This window comes from Microcoleus sp. T3_B1, assembly GCF_036700445.1.
Lineage (GTDB): Bacteria > Cyanobacteriota > Cyanobacteriia > Cyanobacteriales > Microcoleaceae > Microcoleus.
The window spans coordinates 12,002-35,996 of record NZ_JAUBOX010000069.1; the positions used below are offsets into that span (position 1 = coordinate 12,002).

Consider the following 23,995-nt stretch of genomic DNA (forward strand, 5'->3'; position numbering starts at 1 on the left):
TGACTGTTGACTGTTGACTGTTGACTGTTGACTAATAACAACTGACTAATGACTGTTGACTGTTGACTGTTGACTGTTGGCTAATAACAACTAACAAATGACAACTGACAACTAACAACTGACAACTGACAACTGACTAATGACTACTGACTAATCTAGCTTGTTGAACCCATTTTTGCACGCGATCGACTGAAGGAGTTAAGTCATTGCGCTGCATTGTCGCTACGTGCAGCCTTAAAATTTGTTGGTGCAATCTCTCGACGGGCATTTGAGCCAATTGAGCCGGCGAAGCAACGCCGGCGTGAAGTAACAGCCCGCAATACTGACACCCTACACTTGGAATTCGAGCCAAATTTGCCATCGCTACCCATTTATTAACATATTGAATGTTAATCTGTAATTGATTGGCTAGCAACACTTTCGCCGCCTGCGTTTTCGTCAGGCGAATTAGTTGTCCGGTTGTGGTGATGCTGCACTCTTCCAGTTGAGATTGGTTTTCCTTGCTCAATCCCGGTAAATGTGCTATCGGCCAGTCGCTTACTTGCACAGAAGTTTGAGGAGCTTTATGAGAAATTTTCATGTTTTTTCTGTTAATTTTACTTATACTTTAAAGTCTCATATATCAAACAGTCAATAGAGGATCTCGCTCACGTCACCCAATCAACAAAAACCAGACCCAGGAATTTGACTAATTGCGGGGGTTGTGACCTTTCTGCTAATTGCCTGCGGAGTAGCCGTTTCAGCCTGTTTTTACTGACTGGGGATCGGGCTTACAGCTTAACCCAATCATCCGGGTGATGACGACCAAGACTATAAAAAAGACAGCCTATAAATGCTAGCAAAAAAGAAGTGACCGATGAGAATTTTCTCAAAAATGCCTGCCAAGTTGGCAGTCAGAATTTTAGTGCTTTAATGCTGAGAATGCAAAAACTTGTGGCTGACTGCAAACCCAACTCTAAATTATAGGTTTTTACCCATGACAATTACACAAGGTGATGATTTGTTAACTAATACTCTACACCTACGGCGGCAAAAACTGGCTAGTTTAATTAATTTTCCGGTAATTTTATGGTCGGGGCGCAGCATTCCTCGCAATTATCCGGCACTTACTTATCCCTTTCGTGCCAGCAGTCACTTTCTATATTTTGCTGGTTTGCCCTTAGAAAATGCTGCCATTCGCTTAGAATCGGGCAAATTAGAATTGTTCTTAGATGACGCACCTGCTAGCAGCACTCTTTGGCACGGAGAAATGCCGAAAAGAGCAGAAATTGCCGAACTAATTGGGGCTGATGCTGCTTTTCCAATGACGGAATTGAAAGCGCGCTCAACAAATGCAGCAACTATCGCAATTCAGGATTCTTGGACTCAGTTGCAACAGTCTCAAATTCTAGATCGCCCTCTGGCACCGCCCAACTCGCCAACCGGAATCGACCTAGAATTAACCAAGGCCATCATATCTCTGCGCCTGAGCCACGATGCAGCCACTTTGGCCGAATTGCGTCAAGCTGCAGCTGTCACTGTAGAAGCTCACAAAGCGGGAATGGCGGCAACCCGAAATGCTCAAATTGAAGCAGGGGTGCGCGCTGCAATGGAAAGTGTCATCATCTCCAAAAATATGACCTATGCCTATCCTAGTATCGTGACGGTGCATGGAGAAGTGCTGCACAGCGAACATTATCACAATCCCCTACAAACAGGAGATTTGCTGTTAGCAGATGTCGGTGCGGAAACATCAACGGGATGGGCGGCTGATGTGACTCGCACTTGGCCGGTTTCTGGCAAGTTTTCTCCGACTCAAAGAGCGATTTATGATGTAGTTTTGGCAGCACACGATGCTTGTATTGATAAAGTTAGTGCGGGGGTGGAATATCGAGACATTCACCTGTTAGCTGCTCGGATTATGGCGGAAGGATTAGTTGATTTAGGTATTTTGCGGGGCAATGTTGAAGATTTGGTAGAAATGGATGCTCACGCGCTGTTTTTTGTACATGGAATCGGACATTTAATTGGTTTAGATGTTCACGATATGGAAGATTTAGGAGATTTGGCTGGCTATGAAGAAGGAAGAACGAGAAGCAGTCGGTTTGGGTTGGGATTTTTGCGGTTGAATCGAGTTTTGCGTCCGGGAATGCTGGTATCGATCGAACCGGGATTTTATCAAGTTCCGGCCATCTTAAATAACCCAGAAAACCGCGCTAAATATGAAGATTTTGTTAAGTGGGAGGAGTTGGAAAAATTCGCCGATGTGCGGGGGATACGCATAGAAGATGATATACTTGTCATCGATGAGGGTAGAGAAGTATTGACAGGCAAATTGCCCACAAAAGCTCCGGAGATTGAGGAGTTAGTTGCGGTAAATACGTAAGTAGAGCCGAGTTCGATCGCACCATTGGTGTCAACTTAACGTCAAACCCAGTTAGAGACTGATGTTTGACTATTAAGGCTAGATCACCCTGGCGCCCCCCTTAATAAGGGGGGGACAGGAGTCTTCTCAAAGTCAACCCCTACTCCCCAACAATCAGGGGGATTTAGGGGGATCTAGACTTTACCTAAAAGCGACATTGATCAGGGGTTTCAGGCTTAAGTTGACACCAATGATATCGCACATACGCAGTTCCATCAGGGGTGAAAAAAAATAAATAAAGATGAATAAAGGTTGGCCAACAAGTCTTTTGATATTAGTTAAAAAAGTGGTCTCGCAAGTCAGAAAATTCGCTGCACTAATACTTCCACGCATTGTTCGCAAACCTATATCCTCGCGGCCGCCGATGCAAGCTGCACCTTTGCCCAGCAACGAAGAAGAGAGAATAGAAGCACTTCACCGCTACAACATTCTCGACACAGAAGCCGAAGCAGCTTTTGATGATCTAACAGCTTTAGCATCCTATATTTGCGGCACTCCTATTGCTTTAGTAAGCTTAATAGATTCTAACCGACAGTGGTTTAAATCCAAAGTCGGCCTGGAAGCGCCCGAAACTCCGAGAGAGTCAGCTTTTTGCGCCCACGCTATTTTAAATCCCAACGAATTGCTAGTTGTACCCAATGCTTTAGATGACGATCGCTTTGTCGGCAATCCGCTAGTAACTTCCGATCCCAATATTCGGTTTTATGCTGGAGCCCCGCTAGTAACTCCTGACGGTTATCCGATCGGCACTTTGTGCGCGATAGATACAGTTCCTCGTAATCTCACCCCACAACAGCTAGAAGCGCTGCGGACTTTAGGACGGCAAATTATTAACCAAATGGAGTTGCGAATAAATATAACTAAATTAAAGCGCGCACAGATCAGGAACAAACAAGTAGAAGCCAAACTCCGTTCTACAGACGAGCAAATTGTCAATTTTTTAGAAGGAATGAGCGATGCTTTTTTTGCTTTAGACACCCAGTGGCGATTTACTTACGTCAATTACAAAGCAGGGCAATTTTTGCAGCGATCGCCGGAAGAAATTTATGGTAAAAATATTTGGGAAGAGTTTCCCGAATTAGTGAGTTCTGATTTTTATGAAGAGTATCATGCAGCGGTAGCGAAACAAGTTGGAGTGAGTTTTGAAAAATATTATCTTCCCTTAAAAGTGTGGTTGGAAGTCCGGGTTTTTCCTGGTCACGACGGCCTTTCTGTGTTTTTTCACAACATTTCCAAGCGCAAGAAGATGGAAGCTGCACTCAAGAAAGAACAGAGAAAAACTGACGGTTTACTGCTAAATATTTTGCCCGAACCGATCGTGGATCGGTTGAAGCACGAACCGGGGGTAATTGCAGACAAGTTTGAAAAAGCAACAATTCTTTTTGCTGATTTGGTGAATTTTACCCAAATTTCTACCACCATGTCCGCAACTAAATTAGTGTACTTGCTGAATGAAATTTTCTCAGCTTTTGACCAACTGAGTGAGAAGCACGGCTTAGAAAAAATCAAGACGATCGGGGACGCTTACATGGTAGCAGGCGGCATTCCCATTGAACGCCCAGACCACGCAGAGGCGATCGCCGAAATGGCGCTGGATATGCTAGTAGCAATTGAGAAATTAAATGTGAAGCTAGACGCGAAATTTGAGCTCCGCATCGGGATTAATAGCGGCCCGGTGGTAGCAGGGGTAATCGGCACTAAAAAATTTATTTACGATTTGTGGGGAAATGCGGTAAATACAGCCAGCCGTATGGAATCTCACGGCATAACAGGCCGCATTCAAGTCAGCCATTATACTCATAAGTTGCTGCAGGATAAATATGAATTTGAAGATCGCGGCGAGATCGAGATTAAAGGTAAAGGGCCAATGCAAACTTATTTACTGACGGGGAGAAAAACAGGAAGCGATCTCAAAATTGCAGAGTAAATAAAACTAAGACTTGAAACTACCTGATTGTTGAGGAAATGCCGGAGGCTGCGATCGATCGCCTCGAAGGTGCGATCGCCCGCTCGGCAGAACGGCTGCTGCAGATCAACCAAATAAGATTATGCTATAGACAGAGATATCGCAGCAATCCTAGGCGCGGTACTCGACCTTATAAAAATACTAAGTTGAAGTCGTCGGAGCCTTTAATAATGGTTCAATTTCATATTCAAACCGATAGCGATATTCCAGCATCCACCCAACTATTCAATCAAATTAGGTTTGCGATCGCCTCGCGACAATTTCCGCCCGGACACCGCTTGCCCAGCACCAGACAGCTAGCCATGCAGACGGGTTTGCACCGCAACACCATCAGCAAAGTATACCGCCAGCTCGAAAATACCGGACTCGTAGAAGCCCAAGCAGGATCGGGCATTTACGTCCGCGCCCTAGGCAACGAAGGCGGCAACAAACTCAAATCTCCGATCCTCGAAGAATATCCCCTTGCCAACAAAATAGTGCAAGGAAGTATCGATCAACTGCTGGGACAGGGCTGTACGCTCAACCAAGCGAGGGAATTATTTTTGGCCGAAATTGACTGGCGGCTCAGGTGCAGCGCCCGCGTGGTCGTCACAGCCCCCACAGAAGACATCGGCGTGGGTGAACTGATGGCGAAAGAACTCGAACAAGCTCTCCGCATTCCCATACAGTTAGTGCCGATGGAACAGCTAGGTACTTTTTTGGATCAAATCTCTTCGGGAACTGTGATCACCAGCCGATATTTTATCGGAGAAGCAGAATCGATTTCGGCACCTCGTTCGGTGCGAGTGATTCCCGTAGACATCTACGACTACAGCCAGGAAATCCAGTTAGTCGGGGGTTTGCCGAAAGACAGTTATTTGGGTCTCGTTAGCCTGAGTCCGGGAATGCTACGATCGACCGAAGTCATCATCCACAGCATCCGGGGAGAGGATTTGCTGGTGATGACGGCCTTGGTGTCAGACGAGTACAAGATTAACTCGATCGTGCGATCGGCCAGAACAATTTTTTGCGACCAACCGAGTTTTGCTACAGTAAAAGCTGCCATCAATGCGGCTAGAGAAGATATTATTCGTCCCCCGCAACTGATATGCTCCGAAAATTACATCGGATCTAAGTCGATTAATTTGCTCAAGCGCGAGTTGGGCTTGGGGTAAGTCAGTTGACAGTTGACAGTTGACAGTTGACAGTTGATAGTTGACAGTTGATAGTTAGCAGTTGACAGTTGGCAGTTGTTATTTGTTGTTCTAATTTCCAATAACCAATAACCAATAACCAATAACCAATAACCAATAACTAATAACCAATAACCCATGACAATTGAAATCCAACCTTCAATTAATGTTAAAACGGCGATCGAAAGCCGGCGGGCCGCGCGCAGTTTCCAACCCGATCCGATTCCCCCAGCAATATTGGCAGAGATTTTGCGATTGGGAGTGCGATCGCCCTCTGGTTACAACTTGCAGCCTTGGCGGTTTATCGTAATTCAAAACGCAGCCAGCAAAGAAAAATTAAAAGCTTGCGCCTTCGATCAGCGCCAAGTGGTAGAAGCCCCAACAGTATTAATCTGTTGTGGCGATCGGCGCGCCGCCAGGCCCGAAAACACCGAAGCCGTCATCGACTTGGGCAAAACCACAGGCGCAATGAATGACAATTTAGCCGGTTATATGCGACAAGCAATCCCGCAATTGTTCGAGAACCGTCCCTGCTTCGAGTCCCTAGAAGCTTGGACAAACAGACATACAATGCTCGCAGTAGCCCACTTAATGATTGCAGCTAAAAGCTTTGGGGTAGACAGTTGTCCGATGGAAGGTTTTGTCAGCGCTAAGGTGAAAGAAGCTTTTCAAATTCCCGAAGAAGTAGATGTTTGCTGTTTGCTGCCGCTTGGTTATGCAGCAGCACCTTTGAAACAATATGGCGGACGTTTTGACGTGACTCAAGTTTATTACAGCGAAAGTTATGGACAGGCTTTGCAAGCTGAGATTTGAGAGTTAAGATTTTGTGGCGACTTGAATTTTCAGAGTTAAGATTTGGAATGAATCGGGGTCAAAGTTCAAACAGATCAAAAATCCCGACTGTTCTGCAATCTAAAATCTAAAATTCCAAATCTAAAATCGAAAGTGGTGAGATTAGACAGAGGAGAAAATATGACAGCAGCAACGCGACAAAGCAACGCACAAATTCTAGAAGTTAAATTGCAGCAACACTTGCAAGCAGCCGGATTTAAAAACTTACCGCTTTATATTAGTTGTGATTTTCGAGATGAATCTTTAACGGTTGTGGGAGAACACCCGCGCAGTGTAGTTCTCAAAGCCAAACCGACTTTTGCGGTGCTAGAAGCAGCAATTCTCGAAATAGAACCCGAATCTATTCAACAGATTGGACTTTGCCTAAAAATTACCGGGCAAAAACAGCCTTATGCTTTCCATTCTTTTACCATGCACAACCCTGTTTTGTCAAGACCAAAAGCAGTGCTGTTGTTCAAAAAAACCGAGAATCCCCCTGCCGAAGAAACCGGGATAGTCTTAACAGAAAATGTGGTCGAGACGGCGGATGTAGAGGAGGAGATACCGTTAGAAACGGATGGGAAAGATGCGTGGGATGAAGAATATTTTCCCAATTTGTCTGAGAGTTCCAGCAATTCCGAGCCGATCGCCTTCAGCGTGCAAGCAATCCCGGCAGATATTGCAGACAATCCCTTCAATCCGCTGGATATGGAAGCGGTAACAGTTGCCCAAAAACCTAAGCATTCACCGTTGGCGATGCTGGCTGCAGCAGGAATGGTCAGCATGGCGGCGCTAATTTTGGCAGGCGGTTATTATATGCTGAGCCGGCCCTGCGTCATCGGAGGATGTAGTGCTTTAGCTAATGCCAAACAGTTGAGCGAGAATTCGACGAAGACGCTGAAAACGTCAAAAGTTGCCAACAGCCCCCAAGAAGCGCAGCGACAGTTAAAACAGGCGATCGCCCTTTTGGAACCGATTCCCTCATGGTCAATTCATCGCGGTGAAGCTCAAAGCGCTCTGGAAAGCTACCGTTCGCAAAATCAGAATTTAAACTCTGCGATCGATGCAGCGCGCCTCGCACAGTCAGCAGCCCAGAAAACCCAAAATCCGCCTTATTCTGCCGAGGACGGGCAGGAAGCGCAAGCTCTGTGGCAAAGTGCGATCGCCGAACTCGGAGAAATCCCCACAGACAGCCCAGTGTATCCATTTGCTCAGAGAAAAACGAAGGAATACCGGAAGAATGTAGCAACAGGAAATCGGCAGTTAAGCACAGAGAAAAAAGCCGAAAAAACGCTGCTCGCGGCCAAAAATACAGCCCAAATAGCAGAAGCTCGCGAAGCAGTAGCGACTACTGCCGAGACTTGGGATCAAGTGCAAGCAGGTTGGGAAGAATCCCTCGCAATCCTATCAGAAATTCCCACGGGCACGACATCTTACCAACAAGCTAAACTGCTAGTTCCCAAATACGAAACCAAACTTTCAGAAGCTCGCGAGCGCAAAAATGTCGAAGGAATTTCGGAAAATGCCTATACTCAAGCTGTGACTTTAGCAGCGGAAGCTCGAATTTTTGAGGGCAAAAACGCCTGGTTTAAAGCATCAGAATCCTGGCGAAGAGCTTTGAGTTACGCGGAGCAAGTGCCGGCGGCAACTGCCTATTCTCAGAAAGCCCAACCGCTGATCGCTTCCTACAAAACTTCATTGCAGCAAGCAGAAGTAAAGTTGCAGGAAGAAAGGAACCTGCAAAAAGCCCGCACCGATTTAGATAGAACTTGCAAAGGCAACCCCAAGATTTGCGACTATACTGTTAGCAAAGATTTGATTGCGGTGCAGATGACTCCAGGTTACGTGCAGAAACTGCAACAAACTTTCATTCAAGCAAACAACAACAATGCTGTGAAGTCTCGCCAAGCTGTAGAAAAGCACGTTCAAACATTGCAAAAAGCTTTGGAGGCGATCGCCGAAAACGCCCAAATCCCGATGCAGGTGTACGATGGCGAAGGCAAGCGGATTGGGAGTCACGAACCGAAGTAAGCTGTTACGGCATTTAATTTTAGTTTTTGGGGCGGGCTAGGAGCAACGCCCCACTCATTGTTTCAAGAAACATGATTGTTACAATTAAATGCGCGCTAACAACTTAGAACATCCGAACACACACTACAAGCTCGGCAATCAAACTGTATAAAATAATATTAGCAATCAAATGCTAGAAAAGGTCAAACTTCATAACTTCAAAAGTCATAAAGATACAGAACTTAGTTTAGATAGTTCACGCCTACACGCACTCGTAGGACAAAACAGTTCGGGTAAAACATCAGTTTTGCAAGCAGTGCATTATCTCAGTCGGCTTGCTAATTCATCATTTGACAAGATTTTTCAGCATGAAAAAGAGCCTCAATTTATTACAACAATTGGGCAAGATAATATGTCTGTTACTGCAAGTGGTTTTTGGAAAAACCCAGATATAAATAATTGGGAAGCTTCCTATGAGTGGAGACGAAACGTTAATCAGATGTGGGAGTTTACAGCATTATGGAAGGCAGATAAAAACCAGGAATATAGGAAAGTAATGTCTGAAACTTCCTTAATGACTACGGAAGAGCCAATTCAGCAATCTTTGAGAAACGCAGTTCATCTTAAGCTCGTAGCTACTAATCTTGCTAAAGCAGCTTACAGTGATGCAATTACACCGCGAGTTGAGTTCGATGGTTCAGGGTTAGCACCTACCTTAGACTATCTTCGTGACGAAGATCCAGATAAATTTCAATCTTTACAGAAAATGTTGAAACGGATTGTACCAGGTGTCCGCGAGGTAGGGGTAAGGCGAGCTAAAGTTATGGTCAATCGCCAACGCTTAATCGAAGTCGATGGCAAATCTATCTCCTACGAAGAAAGTCAGGAAATTGCAGGGCAAGAAGTTGTCCTAGACATGAATACTGGTAAGCGCATACCAGCCCATGCCATTAGCGAAGGCACAATGCTCGCTCTCGGATTACTGACTGTTTTGATGAATCCCAATCAACCTAATTTAGTGTTATTAGATGATGTTGAACAGGGACTCCATCCCAAAGCGCAACGAGAATTAATCGCTGTTTTCAAGGAAATTCTTCAATACAACAGCAATCTGCAAATTATTTTTTCTACCCATTCTCCTTACATTGTGGATGAACTTCTTCCTTCTCAAGTTCATGTATTAAGTAACAACTATTCAGGTGTGACTCGTTGCAAACGATTGGATGAACATCCTGATGTAGAATGGGCAAAACAAACTTTAACCACTGGAGAATTCTGGGATGCTGAGGGAGAAGATTGGGTGGTTGCAGGAGAAATAAATGATTGAGTTTGTGGTGATTGTAGAAAGTAGTGCAGACGCACGAACCGCTACTAGATTAGCCGATCGCGTTTTAGTAGAAAAAATTGATTGGTTAGAACCTGAGATGCTGCAACATCTATTTCAATGGAGTGGTTTAGAAGCTGGCACGGAGAATTCTTGCTGGAAAAATATTAATCAAATTATAGATAATTTCCAACAAAGCTTAGGATTTCGTCCTCCAAGGTATTTAGGTCATCGTAAAGATGGAGCCTTAAAAGCTGATGGTGCAGCAGCTATAAAAATTATTAATTTAGTACGATTTATTCAAAAAACACGACAGATTAAAGCAGTTCTCCTGATCCGCGATTTAGACAATCAACCTCAGCGAAGAGAAGGTATTGAGCAAGCACGTTCAGAACAAATCGAACGACAACCTAAATTAGAAATTATTATGGGTACAGCCGACAGAATGCGGGAAGCTTGGGTTTTAAATGGGTTTATTCCATCTAATCAACAGGAAAAACAAATTCTTCAAGAGATAATGACCGAATTGACGTTTAATCCTTGCGAGGAGTCACACAGACTACGCTCTAACTCATTGACAGAACCCGATCGCATTAGAAATCCTAAAGTTGTTGTCGAAAAGCTAACAGGTGGCAAGATGGAACGCGAACAACAGTGCTGGGAAGACACGCCTGTGGAATTTCTACGAAAAAAGGGTGTTTATACAGGCTTAACAGCCTATATTGATGAAATCGAGGAACGATTAATTCCTATTCTTTTATCTGAGTAAAAGAGTAACTCAGGATTTACGCATAACCTCTATCTTGCAGGTTTGCAATGCGCGCCTTACCGCTATGGGTAGGGCGTAAAATCACTTCTTCCCTAAGTCCTGTTCCTTCAAAACTAATCGGTATCCCCAGCAATTTCATCCCCCGTCAATCCAGCTTGAAAAACTTGTTTAGCCGTCAAATTCAACTCTGGAAAAGTTGGCGACTCAATCCTATCATTTCCCCGAAACAAACTCACCTCATACTCGCCATCAACCAACTGATAAACCGATATCGTTGGTTGCTTGGGATTCCCGATAAACCTACGGCCGCCCAAACCGAGATAATCCACAATCCAGTATTCAGGAATCCCAATTAGTTCGTATTCGCCTACTTTTTTGATGTAGTCATCTTGCCAATTCGTGCTAACTACTTCAATAACCAGCGGAATTGATGCGCCTTGAGTCACGGTTGAGAATTTTTTCCACATAGGTTCTGACGCTAAGTTGGGGCGATTTAATATCGGAAGATCGGGCGAATAAGCTGATTCGTTTTCCAGTGGCTTAACTAATGCTTGTTTGGGGATGAAGTACGGAAGTTTTACCTTTCTAAACTCAGCAGTTAACTCTGAGGCTAAAAAACCGATAACTTCTTCATGGTCTCCTAATGGCTGTGACATTTCAACAATCTCTCCATTGTGCAGTTCATAACGTCCGTTTTCTGGCTTCCATTCCGCAAATTCTTCAAAAGTTAGCGTTTTAGTTGCTGTTTGAATCATGGTTATTCTCCTTAGTGATGGCTAGGGCGGGCTAGAAGCCCACCCCACAAGATAACTCACTCTTTGTGGAACAGGCATCTTGCCTGTTCATAAAAATACTGCCACATACAAGTTCCTACCTACATTATATTATCAATTCCCAATGCCCTGTTTGGCCAATTCCCAATGCCCAATTCCCAATTACCATTTGATCAATTGTGCATCTTGATTAAAAAATTTCCGGGACAATCCCTCAGTCAACAGCAGAGTTGCGATTACAGTTGCCAGCGCTAACACAAACATAATTAAAATCTGGTAAGATGCTGCATCGAGAGGACTGACACCGCTCAGCATTTGACCTGTCATCATTCCGGGTAAAGTTACGATTCCTACCACCGTCATTGTATTTAATAGTGGGATTAATCCAGCTTTGATGGCATCTTTGCGGTACTGCTTTACTGCTTGCTGCGGCGTGGAACCTAAACTTAAATGGGTTTCTATTTCTAACTGGCTGCTATTAACTGTACTGACAAGTCTTTCGCCCGCGATCGCCCCGGAGTTCATGGCATTGCCCAAAATCATACCCGCTAAAGGAATCAGGTATTGCGGTTCGTACCAAGGGTCAGGTTGCAAAATTAGCAAGTTTGTATAGGCGAGAGTCAAGGCCGTACTGATAAAAATTGAACCCCAAACTAAGGGCAGTAAGTTCTTGATTTTTTTGCTGATGCGGTTGCTGGCAACCATGCTAGCTGTTGTCAGCATGATTGCTAAAACTGCTAAAACCAGCCAAGGATTTTTCCCCTCCGGGTCAAATACGACTGCGAGCACGTACCCGACTAAGATTAGCTGGATCAGGGTGCGCCCTGCGGCGATCGCGATCGCCCCCTCCAATCCCAATTTCTGCCACGCCGAAAGCCCGATCGCGATCGCCACCATCCCCAAAGCCCAACCCAAATCTGTAAAATCTAGCAGAATTAACACCGGCCTACCCTTTCGATAACGTGATTGTTTGCCTGTCCAAATATAAGATATTTGAATAAACGTTTCTGGGAAACAGTTTTGCTGCAAGAATTTGCTTTGATAATGCTTGAAATTTATGGTGTGAAGAGTGAATAATGTTCCCCCCCTCGACTTAACCCGCCAATACGCGCAGATTGGCGACGAGATAACCGCTGCGGTGCAAAAAGTGCTTGCCTCTGGCGGCTACGTAGGCGGCCCGGCCGTGAAGAGTTTTGAACGAGAGTTCGCCGACTACATCGGCGTTTCCGAGTGCGTTGGCTGCAACTCCGGCACCGATGCCCTGATTTTGGCTTTGCGTGCTCTCAAAATTGGCCCCGGCGATGAAGTGATTACCACTCCTTTTACTTTTTTTGCCTCGGCTGAGACAATTAGCGCCGTCGGTGCGACTCCAGTATTTGTCGATATTGACAGCGAGACTTTTAATCTGGATGTCGAACTCCTCGAAGCGGCAATTACCGAAAAAACCAAGGCAATTATGCCAGTGCACATCTTCGGCCAACCGGTAGACATGACTCGGTTGATGGAAATTGCGACTCGGCACAATTTAGCCGTAATTGAAGATTGCGCCCAATCTGTCGGGGCCCAGTGGCAGTCTCGAAAAGTCGGCAGCATCGGCCATGTCGGCTGCTTCAGTTTTTATCCGACCAAAAATTTAGGCGCTTGCGGTGACGGTGGCGCGGTGACGACAAACGATCCAGCCCTCGCAGCTTCGATGCGAGTGCTCAAAGAACACGGACAGTCTTCTAGGTATTTCTACGAAGAAATCGGCTACAACAGCCGTTTAGATGCCCTGCAAGCGGTGATTCTCAGCATTAAATTGCGATATCTCGACAGTTGGAACGCCCAGCGGCAGGAGAAAGCGACACTTTACAGCGAATTTCTCTCCCGCGTGCCCGGAGTTGCCCTCCCCAAAGAATTGCCCGAAGCAAAAGGAGTTTGGAATCAATACACGATCCGGCTGACAAGTCCAGAAGACGCGCAAAATCCCTCTGGCAATTTCCGGGACTCGGTGCGGGCTCAGTTGCAGGAAGCTGGCATCGGTTCGATGGTTTACTATCCGTTACCTTTGCACCTGCAACCTGTTTACAAATCTTTGGGCTATTCTGTCGGTCAATTGCCACAGGCTGAGCAAGTTTGTCGCGAAGTCTTGTCTTTGCCGATGTTCCCGGAACTGTCGAGGGATCAACAAGAGCGGACGATTTATGGTCTGAAAGATTGCTTGGCAAAGGGCGATCGCATCCGGTAGCTTTGGCGCGATGGCATCAGCGAGGGAAATGCAGGAGGAGAAAAGAATTGCAGGGTTGCATTGCTGTGAGAATGTGCAGCGGTCAGGGAGAGCTGTTAAGTATTTTGACTGATCACTTGTACTTTTATGTACTATATTTAATGAAAAGAAACAAATTTAGGCTAGCAATCCGCCTCGAACGGGTGCATTTTCCGCTCGCCTAAAACTTGAAATGCGATCGGTCAATGATGAAAAAGGAAGTTCGGCAACGGATTCGCTCGACGGATGTAACGGAGGTAACGGATTTCAGGAAGAGGGAAGAGGGAAGAAGGAAGAATAAAGAATAAAGAATGTTGGAACTTTCGACTTCTAATCCCCGATGCCCGATGCCTGATGCCCGATGCCCGATGCCCGATGCCCGATGCCCGATGCCCGATGCCCGATGGCCGATGCCCAATTCTCAATTTAACCTGTAATTTTCAGAAGATAAGAGGAAAATAAACGAGTGCCTCAGTATCAATTCACTCAGGCTAGACGCTACGATCCACAAGCGATCGCTCAGTATTACCGCAACCGTCCTTGGAAAGCAATTTGGCGCGCAATTACCGTTATTTGGTCTTTTGCGGGCTTTGTGCTAGGGATGCTGTGGGACAGTTGGCAGCACGAAGTCGCAGCACACCAGCCGGAACGGGCCGCCCACCTGCGACAAATACTCACTCGCTTGGGCCCAACTTTCATTAAAGTCGGCCAAGCCCTTTCTACCAGACCGGATTTGATCCGCAAAGACTTTCTTGAAGAATTGATCAAACTTCAGGATCAATTGCCGCCGTTTGACTCGGTGCGCGCTTTCGAGATTATTGAAGCGCAACTCGATCGCAAAATTAGCGAAACCTACAGCGAAATCTCCCCCGAACCTGTCGCCGCGGCAAGTCTCGGTCAAGTCTACCGAGCTCGCCTCCTCACCGGGGAAGCAGTAGCAGTCAAGGTTCAGCGACCGAATTTGCTGCCAGTCTTGAGCCTTGACCTTTACTTAATGCGCTGGGCCGCTGGATGGTTGGGCCCCTTGTTGCCGCTGAATCTCGGTCACGACCTTTGTTTGATCGTCGATGAATTTGGTATCAAATTGTTCGAGGAAATTGATTATATCAATGAAGGCCGCAACGCCGAGAAATTTGCTACAAATTTTGCCGACGACCCGACAGTAAAAGTTCCGAGTATTTACTGGCGTTATACTTCAAACTGCGTTCTGACTCTCGAATGGATTGACGGCATCAAGCTGACAGATATGGCAAGTGTTAAAGCCGCAGGTTTGGATACCGATAGTTTAATTGAAGTCGGAGTCCGCAGCGGTTTGCGACAGTTGCTGGAACACGGATTTTTTCACGCTGACCCCCATCCGGGAAATCTGTTTGCCTTAGCGGACGGCCGCATGGCTTACATTGATTTTGGGATGATGGATCAGATGGAAGAAACAACTAAAGAAACTTTGGTTGATTCTGTCGTTCATTTGATCAACAAAGATTACTTACAATTAGCCAAGGATTTTGTCAAACTTGGCTTTTTGACTCCAGATACAGATATTATGCCGATCGTCCCGGCGTTGGAATCTGTACTGGGTGATATCGTCGGCGAAAAGGTGTCAGATTTTAACTTCAAGACGATTACAGACCAGTTTTCGGAGTTGATGTACGATTATCCTTTCCGGGTGCCGGCGAAATTTGCCTTAATTATTCGCTCTCTGGTCACAGAAGAAGGTTTGGCCCTGACGCTGAATCCGAATTTCAAGATAGTCGAGGTGGCGTATCCTTATGTAGCGCGGCGTTTGTTGAACGGAGAATCTCCGGCACTGCGGCGGCGTCTGATTGAGGTATTATTCAAAGATGGCAAATTCCAGTGGAACAGGTTAGAGGACATGATCGCGATCGCCCGATCGGATCGCAGTTTCGACTTGCTCCCCACAGCACAACTAGGCTTGCAATTTTTGCTGTCCGAGGAAGGGTCGTTTTTGAGACGCCAGCTAATGTTAGCTTTGATTGAGGACGATCGAATCCACACCGAAGAAGTTCGCAGCCTGTGGAACTTAGTCAAGGAAGATTTGCAGCCCGGTCGCCTGTTCAACGTTGCTCTAGGCGCTTTGACGGAGTTTTCCACAGCAGGAGCAGCCGCGCTAACTCGATTTTAGTCATTAGTCATTGGTCATTAGTCATTAGTCATTGGTTATTTGTTGGTTGTTAGTTGTTGGTTCTAATAACTAATTCCCCATACCCAATGCCCTGCGCGGGCCAATGCCCCATGCCCCATGCCCAATTCCCCATTCCCCCTTCCCCCAATTAAGGAATTATTCGTGTATTATTTTCCAGAACCTCCCTATTTTTTAATGTCGGCTGGATTACTAGCAGGTATGGCTTCCGGCGTAGCATTTGAAGCAACTCTCAAACAATCGGTACAACAGTGGTCTAAAAATCGTTCTACTCGCACCTTGGCTAACCTGCCAAGGCTGCAATTGGTCATACCTTTTCTGGGAATGGCTGGCGGAATTTGCGTATTTTTAGCTTCTGGGATGGAGATTTTTGGCTTCCCAAAACTACTTTGTTATGCCCTAGCTTTGCCACTGACGGTACTCACGGGCTGGCTAGTTTGGACTCAGCTAGGTAAGCTTTTGATCGAGTTAGAACGCGGAGGTTCCCAAGCGCTGGATTTAGATTCTTTTGAACAATGAAAGTTAACTATCAACCTCTTTTGTGAGAAGCAAGGGGGTTGATAGTTATCTATGATTATCCTATTTGATGCTTTTTGAACCGCAGAGAACGCAGAGTACGCAGAGGAAGAGAAAGAAGAAGATGACAACTTAGGCAATAATTTGTGTATTTTTTTAAAAATAAAATCTAAAATCTAAAATCTAAAATCGAATGAGTATTTTAATTGTTACGGGTGCGGCGGGATTTATTGGCTCTAATTTAGTAGAAACTCTTTTAAATCGAGGGGAGACGGTGATCGGTGTTGATGAGTTCAACGATTATTACGATCCGGATCTCAAGCGCAAGAATATTGCACGATTTGAAAGGTATCCGGGTTTTGAATTGGTGGAAGGCGATATTTTGTCTGTAAATTGGCGAGGTCTTTTATCTGATGCGAAGGTAATATTTCATCTGGCGGCGCAAGCAGGAGTTCGTGCTAGCTGGGGCGATGGTTTTCGCAGCTATACCGAACGCAATATTAACAGCACTCAAGTATTGTTAGAAGCGGCCAAAGATGCGCCAAGATTGCAAAAGTTTGTCTATGCTTCTTCTTCTTCAATTTACGGCAATGCTGAATCTTTTCCCACGAATGAAAATGCTTGTCCGCAGCCGGTTTCTCCCTACGGAATTACGAAATTAGCCGGTGAACGTTTGTGCGGACTTTATTACAAAAATTTTGGCGTTCCCACTACTTCCCTGCGCTATTTTACTGTTTACGGGCCGAGACAGCGCCCCGATATGGCTTTTCACAAGTTTTTTAAGTCGATTTTGTTTGACGAGGCGATTTCAATTTTCGGCGACGGATTGCAAACGCGGGATTTTACGTTTATCAGCGATTGCGTTGCGGCGAATTTAGCGGCGGCTGAGGTTGCGGAAGCTGCGGGGGAAGTTTTTAATATTGGTGGGGGAAGTCGGGTAGTTTTGAAAGAAGTTATTGATACAATAGAGAGGATTGTCGATCGACCTATTCGGATAGATTTTACCGAAGCTGCGAGGGGAGACGCGCGGCACACTAGCGCGGATGTGTCTAAAGCCCAGAAAATCTTAGGTTATCAGCCACAGGTTGCTTTAGAAGAAGGATTAAGGCGCGAATGGGAGTGGATTCAGTCTGTGTACAGTTAGAGTACAGTTAGAGTACAGTTAGATGCTATCTATCCCAGAAATTCCGCAACTTAAATTGAACATTGTTGATTTTTTGAATTCGCCAACTTTTGAGGTTTATCTGCAATCGAAATGCTGCGATTATAGCATTATATTTTAGAAAAAATCGCACTTGTTGTGAGTAGTAATGGCTTCGATAATTTTATTCAAAACTTTTTTAGAATCAGTCATTGTACTTAGCCAATAACTGCCTGAATGTAGCCGATGATAATAACTTAAATTACTCACAGCATACAAGCTGGCGCCACTTTTTAACCACAAATAATTGAAAGCGGCGACATCGGAAGCTTGCACGCAAATATCTTGATTATCCTCGGCACAATCCAGGTATTTCTGTACATTGACGAAGTAGTTTCCATCATTAATAAAATTGCGAAATAATTTAGGATTGGGATTATTTAGAATTAATTCTCGTGCTTTTTCAAGATTGATTTCTGTGTCCGAAAATAATTTAAAATTAAAGTAGGGATTTGCGGATGTCGGACAGTAAATTAGGTTGGGATTCCATGCAGTTATGTGGTATAGTCTATCGACATAAGTTTCGCTCAAGGCATTGTCAGAGTCAAGAATAATTGCCCACTCATTTTTGCAGTGGGAAATCGCCATAATTTTGCTTTTATACGCACCAAAATTTTGCTCACCTCTGCAGATAGAAATCTTAGGTGACAAGTTTGCTATATTTGCTTGCATCCTAGAAAACTCTTCGGGGGAGGAAGCATCATCGTAAATAATAATATCATCAATCCGATCGTCATACAAAGCATTGCACAATGCCCCTACAACCAAACTAGAACGGTTAAAATGGGTAATAGCTAGAGATATTTTACTTCTGTTAGCCACAGACGGACGCCGAATTGAAGTTAAGCGAACGCCTAGAAGGCTTGTCCGCAAGTCCATCATAATTTTGTAATACTGTTGGTAAACTTTTTTTTCGAGTTGTAAACTGCGAATTTTTCGGCCAGCTTTTCGGAAAATATTCATTTCTGTATTTGCCAATCTATACCTAAAGTTGATATTTTTTTGCCTGACAAAGGTTTTGGCATTTCTGTATCCGCGCACTAGCAAACTTGGGGATGTGAGTTTGGGGCATTTTTCCGGCGACTTCAAATAACGGTAATGCAGAAATACATCTCGGTAGGGAATCTCCACATCTTCACCAGCACACAATCGAGTAAACTTTGCAGCCGAAATACTCATGTAATGCAAATAAGTAAGCCGCAGTCCTTTGTCATATAGAACATAATCTATCACATCAAATTGAGAAGACCAATGATTCCCCGTCACCTGTTCGGGTTGAGTATATGCAAAGTTGTAAAAAGATATTTTGCTGCGGGCAACTAAATAGTTAAGTAAAGATTGGTCAGCGCCCCGCAAAGACATAATTTCCGCTTCTCCTAATGTTAATTTTTCTAAAAATAGAGAAGCATTATTTCGATTAAAAACCCCGGCTTTTGACGCAAACCAACCCGCACAAAAAGTATGAGATGGCAGTTCGTCAATATTGAAAATGTGAGGTAATTTGGCGGAGGACAAATCAAATATATAATTGAGGTCGGATTTGTATTGAAAATCGTTGGCTACCCAATCAAATTCATCTAGTTTTTGATAAATATAATCTAGAGAACCCATTAACAGAGTGTCTGCGTCAAAATAGATAAATTTATCAAAAGGGCCGTCGAAACAACATAATTTTCGGTGCATCTCCAAACATTGAACAGGTTTCAAACCTTTAGATTTCCATACTTTTTGAGCTTTTGCATGAGTTTTCCAAACTTGAGTCGCAAAGTCTTCCCAGAAATGGATGGAATCGCTATTTTCAAACAGGCTGACATGAGGACGAGTTGCAATTTCTACTCGCACTTTTGTGATTCTGTCATCATAGGGAATGATGCAAACTGGAATATCTTTTGCCCCATTGACTTCGAGGCTGTTTAATAAAGCGACTAAGTGGTCGAAAACAACATCGTTTGCCAGAATATAAATGCCGTCAGCCATAGTTTTTTAGTTAATAAGTAACCCAGCGCATATATATTGCTTTTTAGGTGCGGGCAAGATGCCCACACCACAAGAAATAAAATTTATTGATTGTGGAACAGGCATCTTGCCTGTTATTCAAAGCTTGTTGGCTGTCAGAAAAACGCCAAAATTTATGAATTGTGGAACAGGCATCTTGCCTGTTATTCAAAGCTTGTTGGCTGTCAGAAAAACCCCCGAATTTATGAATTGTGGAACAGGCATCTTGCCTGTTCTCCAAAGCTTGTTTAGTGTCAAAAACACAAGAAAATTTATGAATTGTGGAACAGGCATCTTGCCTGTTATTCACAGCTTGTTGGCTGTCAGAAAAACCCCCGAATTTATGAATTGTGGAACAGGCATCTTGCCTGTTATTCAAAGCTTGTCGGGTGTCAAAAGCACCCCCAAAATTATGAATTGTGGAACAGGCATCTTGCCTGTTCTGCAAAGCTGGTTGATCATGATACCACATATGATTTTATCCTCACCTACTGAAAACCCGAAATATTTTTTGCACTAAATTTGGTTGTTCCTCATTGAGATAACGATAATGTTTCCAAAGTTGCCAATAAGGACTACCCGATTTAATTGGTATTCCCGCCCAGTGAATATATTTTAACCTTTTGCCTTTGTCATAAAGAACATAATCTATTTCTTGAAAATGTTTGGAACCAGCCCAGCTTCCAGGTTCGCTTGGTGAAGCTTTAACAAGGTTGCAGCGCTTGGGAATCAGCTTAAGAGTAATATAATTTAGTATAGGTTGGTCTGTGACATTTTGAGTAAAGTCAAAATATTCTCGATGCTGCGAACATTCTCGCAAAATTTCATACATTTGCGATTCTGTAATATTTCCTTTTCTGGAAGCCCAAAAACCGCTGTTGAATACATCTTGAAGCTGTGAGTCGGTAAAGATATTCTGTTCTTTTACAGCGGGTGAAAATACATTTCGCAGTTTTTCGCTGAGGTGGTGGTAGTCGCAGCAAAAAAAGTCTACTTCTGATAGTTTGTTTAAGTTGGCTGCGATGTCTTCAAAGACGATGATATCGGTATCGATGTACAGAAATTCATCGAGGGGGCCAAACCAGGCGGCGAGTTTTCGCATTTTGTTGGGGAGGGCTAAAAAGTTGCGATCGAACATTTGGCCAATTTCTCTGGTAAACTGTTCCACAAACTCCAGATTTGGGAACAATCGCACCCCGTGGAGACTGCTGAGTGCGGCTGCGACTTGCTGATAATTGTCGTCGAAGGGAATCAGAAAAATTGGTACTTGACAATTGTACAGACGTATGCTGTTTAAAAGGGCGATCGCACTTTCGAGCACTTTATCATTCGCAACAATATAAATACCGCGATTCATACATTTATCCTCAACCTTCTCAATACCCTTGTTAACAAATTCGGCGCACAAACCTCAGTATAAGACTTTGGCGCTTGGGCAAAAATCGGACGCTTGGACGGTTCCCGGAGATAGCGGTAATGCAGGAACAAATCGCGATATGGAAACTCAATATTTTCGCCCGCACAAACTCTCCGAATTAAATCCGGCGGCACACCAATATAATGAATGTAAGTAAGTCGGTTTCCCTTGTCGTACAAAATTCTATCTTGCTCTTCAAAATGTTTAGAAGTGACGCTACACCCAGTTTTTTCGCCATCCGGGAGGCTGTAAGCAAAATTATAGCTATTCATCCCCGTTTTCATCACCATATAATTGAGCAACGGCTGTTCTCCCGCACCTTCATACAGCATTTCCGCCTCGCCCGATTGCAGTTGAGCTAACAGCCATTCCCTAGTGTTTTGCTCAAACAATCCTTGCTTGCTGGCATAAAATCCCGAACAAAATATTTCCGAGTCGATCCGATTTGGCTCAAAAACTTCGAGGAGTTTTGGTGAGTGAATATTGTATACTTTAGTTGGGGATAGAAATTGAAAATCATAAACCACAAAATCTGATTTCTCTAACTTCTGAAAAACCGCATCAAGGGAATTCATCACCAAAGTATCGGCATCCATGTAGATAAACTTTTCAAACGGGCCGTCGAAAGCGCAAAAGCGCCGGTGTGCGCCGTAAAGCCGGAATTTTTGGCGATTCAAACGATCGGGTGCGGCTGCTAGCATGAATTTGTCCCATCGCTGAATAGATGCGCTATCTTCATAAATAAAGACGTTGGGACGGTTAACAATTTCAGCTTTGATTTGCTCTATTTGGTCGTCGAAAGGATAAATACAGACAGGAGTATTTGAGCCTAAGATAACTTCAATACTGTTGAGCAAGGCAATTAGTTGGTCGTAAACTGTATCGTTGGCAAGCGTGCAAATTCCATTCATATCTATTAGTCCGCGTAGGCGGACTTTGTTTGTGTAGAAGCGGTTTCAACCGCCGAATCATTTAGTAAAATGGTAGAGGAGGGCGATCGGGGGGAGGCTAGGAAATAGGAATATCCAAAGAACAAGCTACACGAAAACCCCAGTATCTGTGACCCTCACCTGCCAAATACCAATAACGACTCATGCTACGGCAATAGGGAGCCTCATCTTCCCAGGAACCACCACGCAGAACTCGGTTATCATCTGTACCAGTTTCCCAAGAACTCCCGTCAGAAGGCGCGTCGATGTAGCTACTGTGCCGCCTATCACTGCACCATTCACAAACGTTCCCGTGCATATCGTAAAGTCCAAAAGCATTCGGAGGAAAACTCCCGACATTAGTTGTTTTTCGACGGTTAACTGGCGATTTTGGAACACGACAGAACTCATTTTGCTTGTAATTCGCTAGATTGAATGTAATAGTTTCCCCAAAATGAAATGGGGTTGTTGTGCCGGCTCGACAGGCGTATTCCCATTCTGCTTCACTCAGGAGGCGATACTTTTTCCCGGTTTTTTGCGATAGTTTGCTACAGAATTCGACGGCATCATTCCAGGATACTTGTTCTACAGGAAGTTTTTCACTTTTGAAATAGGAGGGTTGGTTTCCCATCACTGCTTGCCACTGTGCTTGGGTGATGGGATATTTGCCTGCATAAAAAGCCGGTACTGTGACTTCATGCTGCGGCCTTGCAAAATCATCTATAAGTTTCTCTGTTACTGGCGAACCCATTATAAATGTGCCACCTGAAATATAAACCATTTCCAGCATAACTCCGTTACCTAAGTCTTCTGGGAAGAAGCGAGCAGAGGACGTATTACGACTGTTTTCTGTTCCTTTAGGATCAACTGTGATGACATCAAACTCAAAGATAGGCAAATTGTTTGGTAAATGCAACTTTTCCTTTAAATCTTCTATCTTTTGCAGGAGGAAGTATGCAGCCAACTTCACCTTCATTGATTCATCTTGCAGTGTCCCAATTATTAAATCTAAACCTGCATCTCCATATTTGAGCGCTTCAGACAGTGCAGCAATTTTCACCTCGACAATCGGTGAAGCCAAACGACTCTTAACACCGGGAATCCCGCCTAAAACAGCCGCAGCGAATGGCACTTGAGATTCACCGCCCTTGACGGCATCGTATTCTCTGGGTTGATTTTGGTTTTCTGTCATTGCGCTATTTCCTAAGATACAAAGTTAGACAGCCAATTAAGCAGGTTCAATTCGTGGAGAATGATTTGTCTAGCTTCAGCAATTTTATCCCTCGCTTCATGCCAATAATCCGCAGTAGCTACAACCTCTTTAATAAATTCTACTCCTTTCTCATCCAAACTCGGCAGCCTCAGAAAACTCCCCGCCGGCAACAATTTATCCGCCGCCGAACCGCCGTAATAAATCGGCAAACACCAAGCTAACAAAGCATCCCAAAGCTTCTCGCTGACATACCAATCGTTTTCGGCATAATTTTCAATAGCTAAGTTGTAATAGTATGGTGCCACGGCGTGCCATTTATTGTTGACAGTCCCGTTCCCGCGCGCCCAAGTTGGCAAGTTTCGCCCGTAAAGGTCAAAATCCAATTCTTCTGATTGCAGCAATTTGATAAAGTCTAATCTCTGGCGGTGATTGGCGCTGCGGCTAACACCTGAAGTAATCCAAGAACAGGATTTAGTTTTTAGTGGCGCAGGCATTTCATCTAGTTCTCGAAACGAGTTAGAGTGATACCAAATCGCGGGCATATAATCGGGTTTTGGTGCGAAATCGTCTGGCCCGGAAACGTAACCGCAATAAAATTTGGCTTGTTCGTAGTTGGCTTTGGTAATTTCAATAACTTCTGGTAATGGTGGCTCGCGGATTAGGTAAATTATCCGTTCCTGGGGGACGCCGCGCAATTTTTCTTGAAAGTCGTTTTCTTGGTTTTGATGCCTGTAGCGACGTATTTTATCGAGCCACGATTGCTTTTTATGCGGTTGGGGAAAGTCGAATTGATACATGAGTAAAAAGTCGGGTTCTGGGTGGCTGGCTAGCATTTGAATGTTTCCCCATTTGCCGAAGTTGTGGGGGGTTTGTTGCCACAGCCAGTCGCTTTGGTTCATGCCTGGGTATGTGGTGATTGTACCGATAATTTTTGGGTTCATATCTAATAATAAATCGGGTTTTTGCGTGTGGGCGGGGCGGGTTTATGAGATTATTAATTTGAGGCGATGATTGTTTGTAAAACCCGCCCCTACTGATAATAAATGTGGTTTTTGCGTGTGGGCAGGGC

Annotated in this window: 21 protein-coding genes; 11 read left to right on the plus strand and 10 right to left on the minus strand. The window is 44.5% G+C overall.

Going from position 1 to position 23,995, the window contains the following annotated elements:
* Positions 1-136 precede the first annotated feature (136 nt).
* The gene (locus tag QT990_RS27060; RefSeq protein WP_333144847.1) at positions 137-580 is read right to left on the minus strand and encodes a DUF4332 domain-containing protein; all 444 of its coding nucleotides are present in this window, start codon (positions 578-580) and stop codon (positions 137-139) included.
* A gap of 396 nt (positions 581-976) precedes the next feature.
* On the opposite strand from QT990_RS27060, the gene QT990_RS27065 reads away from it, so the two are divergent.
* The 3 genes from QT990_RS27065 (at position 977) to QT990_RS27075 (ending at position 5,524) form a co-directional block, all read left to right on the plus strand.
* Positions 977-2,365 (plus strand): aminopeptidase P family protein, encoded by a 1,389-nt coding sequence (locus QT990_RS27065; RefSeq protein WP_333144846.1) that lies wholly within the window; start codon positions 977-979, stop codon positions 2,363-2,365.
* Between the two features lie 403 nt (positions 2,366-2,768).
* Positions 2,769-4,331, plus strand: coding sequence for an adenylate/guanylate cyclase domain-containing protein (locus tag QT990_RS27070; protein WP_333465958.1), 1,563 nt, complete (start codon positions 2,769-2,771; stop codon positions 4,329-4,331).
* A 209-nt stretch (positions 4,332-4,540) separates the two neighbouring features.
* Entirely contained in the window at positions 4,541-5,524 is a 984-nt protein-coding gene (locus tag QT990_RS27075) for a GntR family transcriptional regulator (protein ID WP_333144854.1), read from the plus strand.
* Here the strand turns inward: QT990_RS27075 and QT990_RS27080 are convergent.
* A complete protein-coding gene (locus tag QT990_RS27080; protein WP_445305454.1) occupies positions 5,470-5,682 on the minus strand; it encodes a hypothetical protein in 213 nt (70 codons plus the stop codon). The two genes, QT990_RS27075 and QT990_RS27080, sit on opposite strands and share 55 nt — an antisense overlap.
* On the opposite strand from QT990_RS27080, the gene QT990_RS27085 reads away from it, so the two are divergent.
* The 4 genes from QT990_RS27085 to QT990_RS27100 all read left to right on the plus strand — a co-directional run bounded on the left by QT990_RS27085 (position 5,681) and on the right by QT990_RS27100 (position 10,476).
* Positions 5,681-6,355: a nitroreductase family protein gene (locus QT990_RS27085; RefSeq protein ID WP_333144844.1), complete on the plus strand. Its 675-nt coding sequence runs from the start codon at positions 5,681-5,683 to the stop codon at positions 6,353-6,355. The two genes, QT990_RS27080 and QT990_RS27085, sit on opposite strands and share 2 nt — an antisense overlap.
* A 159-nt stretch (positions 6,356-6,514) precedes the next feature.
* A complete protein-coding gene (locus QT990_RS27090) occupies positions 6,515-8,404 on the plus strand; it encodes a hypothetical protein (protein ID WP_333144843.1) in 1,890 nt (629 codons plus the stop codon).
* Between the two features lie 169 nt (positions 8,405-8,573).
* On the plus strand, positions 8,574-9,710 hold the full coding sequence (locus tag QT990_RS27095) for an AAA family ATPase (RefSeq protein ID WP_333144842.1): 1,137 nt from the start codon (positions 8,574-8,576) through the stop codon (positions 9,708-9,710).
* Positions 9,703-10,476 carry a hypothetical protein gene (locus tag QT990_RS27100; RefSeq protein WP_333144841.1) on the plus strand — a complete coding sequence of 258 codons (774 nt, stop codon included), beginning with the start codon at positions 9,703-9,705 and terminating at the stop codon, positions 10,474-10,476. The genes QT990_RS27095 and QT990_RS27100 overlap by 8 nt, the downstream gene beginning before the upstream one ends.
* Before the next feature lie 113 nt (positions 10,477-10,589).
* Here the strand turns inward: QT990_RS27100 and QT990_RS27105 are convergent, their stop codons facing one another.
* Positions 10,590-11,231, minus strand: coding sequence for a Uma2 family endonuclease (locus QT990_RS27105; RefSeq protein ID WP_333144840.1), 642 nt, complete (start codon positions 11,229-11,231; stop codon positions 10,590-10,592).
* Positions 11,232-11,411: 180 nt separating this feature from the next.
* Positions 11,412-12,191, minus strand: coding sequence for an ABC transporter permease (locus tag QT990_RS27110; protein WP_333408619.1), 780 nt, complete (start codon positions 12,189-12,191; stop codon positions 11,412-11,414).
* Between the two features lie 127 nt (positions 12,192-12,318).
* Here QT990_RS27110 and QT990_RS27115 point away from each other — a divergent pair, with 127 nt between their 5' ends.
* The 4 genes from QT990_RS27115 to QT990_RS27130 all read left to right on the plus strand — a co-directional run bounded on the left by QT990_RS27115 (position 12,319) and on the right by QT990_RS27130 (position 17,315).
* A complete protein-coding gene (locus tag QT990_RS27115; RefSeq protein ID WP_333408618.1) occupies positions 12,319-13,476 on the plus strand; it encodes a DegT/DnrJ/EryC1/StrS family aminotransferase in 1,158 nt (385 codons plus the stop codon).
* 484 nt (positions 13,477-13,960) lie between these two features.
* Entirely contained in the window at positions 13,961-15,637 is a 1,677-nt protein-coding gene (locus QT990_RS27120) for an AarF/ABC1/UbiB kinase family protein (RefSeq protein WP_333144836.1), read from the plus strand.
* Between the two features lie 162 nt (positions 15,638-15,799).
* Positions 15,800-16,174, plus strand: a complete 375-nt coding sequence (locus QT990_RS27125) for a hypothetical protein (protein ID WP_333047934.1) — start codon at positions 15,800-15,802, stop codon at positions 16,172-16,174.
* A gap of 190 nt (positions 16,175-16,364) precedes the next feature.
* The gene (locus QT990_RS27130; protein WP_333144835.1) at positions 16,365-17,315 is read left to right on the plus strand and encodes an NAD-dependent epimerase/dehydratase family protein; all 951 of its coding nucleotides are present in this window, start codon (positions 16,365-16,367) and stop codon (positions 17,313-17,315) included.
* Positions 17,316-17,450: 135 nt separating this feature from the next.
* Here QT990_RS27130 and QT990_RS27135 read toward each other — a convergent pair whose 3' ends face one another.
* The 6 genes from QT990_RS27135 to QT990_RS27160 all read right to left on the minus strand — a co-directional run bounded on the left by QT990_RS27135 (position 17,451) and on the right by QT990_RS27160 (position 23,867).
* Entirely contained in the window at positions 17,451-19,349 is a 1,899-nt protein-coding gene (locus tag QT990_RS27135; RefSeq protein ID WP_333465959.1) for an Npun_R2821/Npun_R2822 family protein, read from the minus strand.
* A gap of 43 nt (positions 19,350-19,392) precedes the next feature.
* Positions 19,393-19,839: a hypothetical protein gene (locus QT990_RS27140; protein ID WP_333465960.1), complete on the minus strand. Its 447-nt coding sequence runs from the start codon at positions 19,837-19,839 to the stop codon at positions 19,393-19,395.
* 12 nt (positions 19,840-19,851) lie between these two features.
* A complete protein-coding gene (locus QT990_RS27145) occupies positions 19,852-20,724 on the minus strand; it encodes an Npun_R2821/Npun_R2822 family protein (RefSeq protein ID WP_333465961.1) in 873 nt (290 codons plus the stop codon).
* On the minus strand, positions 20,721-21,695 hold the full coding sequence (locus tag QT990_RS27150; protein ID WP_333465962.1) for an Npun_R2821/Npun_R2822 family protein: 975 nt from the start codon (positions 21,693-21,695) through the stop codon (positions 20,721-20,723). Before QT990_RS27150 ends, QT990_RS27145 begins: the two co-directional genes overlap by 4 nt.
* 97 nt (positions 21,696-21,792) lie before the next feature.
* Entirely contained in the window at positions 21,793-22,905 is a 1,113-nt protein-coding gene (locus tag QT990_RS27155; RefSeq protein ID WP_333144830.1) for a formylglycine-generating enzyme family protein, read from the minus strand.
* An 11-nt stretch (positions 22,906-22,916) separates the two neighbouring features.
* A complete protein-coding gene (locus QT990_RS27160; RefSeq protein WP_333465963.1) occupies positions 22,917-23,867 on the minus strand; it encodes a glycosyltransferase family 10 domain-containing protein in 951 nt (316 codons plus the stop codon).
* Positions 23,868-23,995 lie beyond the last annotated feature (128 nt).

What these genes read in the sequence shown, in the direction of transcription:
- QT990_RS27060 (WP_333144847.1), bottom strand. Translation starts at nt 580, where the DNA reads ATGAAAATTTCTCATAAAGCTCCTCAAACTTCTGTGCAAGTAAGCGAC.
- QT990_RS27065 (WP_333144846.1), top strand. Translation starts at nt 977, where the DNA reads ATGACAATTACACAAGGTGATGATTTGTTAACTAATACTCTACACCTA.
- QT990_RS27070 (WP_333465958.1), top strand. Translation starts at nt 2,769, where the DNA reads ATGCAAGCTGCACCTTTGCCCAGCAACGAAGAAGAGAGAATAGAAGCA.
- QT990_RS27075 (WP_333144854.1), top strand. Translation starts at nt 4,541, where the DNA reads ATGGTTCAATTTCATATTCAAACCGATAGCGATATTCCAGCATCCACC.
- QT990_RS27085 (WP_333144844.1), top strand. Translation starts at nt 5,681, where the DNA reads ATGACAATTGAAATCCAACCTTCAATTAATGTTAAAACGGCGATCGAA.
- QT990_RS27080 (WP_445305454.1), bottom strand. Translation starts at nt 5,682, where the DNA reads ATGGGTTATTGGTTATTAGTTATTGGTTATTGGTTATTGGTTATTGGT.
- QT990_RS27090 (WP_333144843.1), top strand. Translation starts at nt 6,515, where the DNA reads ATGACAGCAGCAACGCGACAAAGCAACGCACAAATTCTAGAAGTTAAA.
- QT990_RS27095 (WP_333144842.1), top strand. Translation starts at nt 8,574, where the DNA reads ATGCTAGAAAAGGTCAAACTTCATAACTTCAAAAGTCATAAAGATACA.
- QT990_RS27100 (WP_333144841.1), top strand. Translation starts at nt 9,703, where the DNA reads ATGATTGAGTTTGTGGTGATTGTAGAAAGTAGTGCAGACGCACGAACC.
- QT990_RS27105 (WP_333144840.1), bottom strand. Translation starts at nt 11,231, where the DNA reads ATGATTCAAACAGCAACTAAAACGCTAACTTTTGAAGAATTTGCGGAA.
- QT990_RS27130 (WP_333144835.1), top strand. Translation starts at nt 16,365, where the DNA reads ATGAGTATTTTAATTGTTACGGGTGCGGCGGGATTTATTGGCTCTAAT.
- QT990_RS27135 (WP_333465959.1), bottom strand. Translation starts at nt 19,349, where the DNA reads ATGGCTGACGGCATTTATATTCTGGCAAACGATGTTGTTTTCGACCAC.
- QT990_RS27140 (WP_333465960.1), bottom strand. Translation starts at nt 19,839, where the DNA reads ATGTGGTATCATGATCAACCAGCTTTGCAGAACAGGCAAGATGCCTGT.
- QT990_RS27145 (WP_333465961.1), bottom strand. Translation starts at nt 20,724, where the DNA reads ATGAATCGCGGTATTTATATTGTTGCGAATGATAAAGTGCTCGAAAGT.
- QT990_RS27150 (WP_333465962.1), bottom strand. Translation starts at nt 21,695, where the DNA reads ATGAATGGAATTTGCACGCTTGCCAACGATACAGTTTACGACCAACTA.
- QT990_RS27155 (WP_333144830.1), bottom strand. Translation starts at nt 22,905, where the DNA reads ATGACAGAAAACCAAAATCAACCCAGAGAATACGATGCCGTCAAGGGC.
- QT990_RS27160 (WP_333465963.1), bottom strand. Translation starts at nt 23,867, where the DNA reads ATGAACCCAAAAATTATCGGTACAATCACCACATACCCAGGCATGAAC.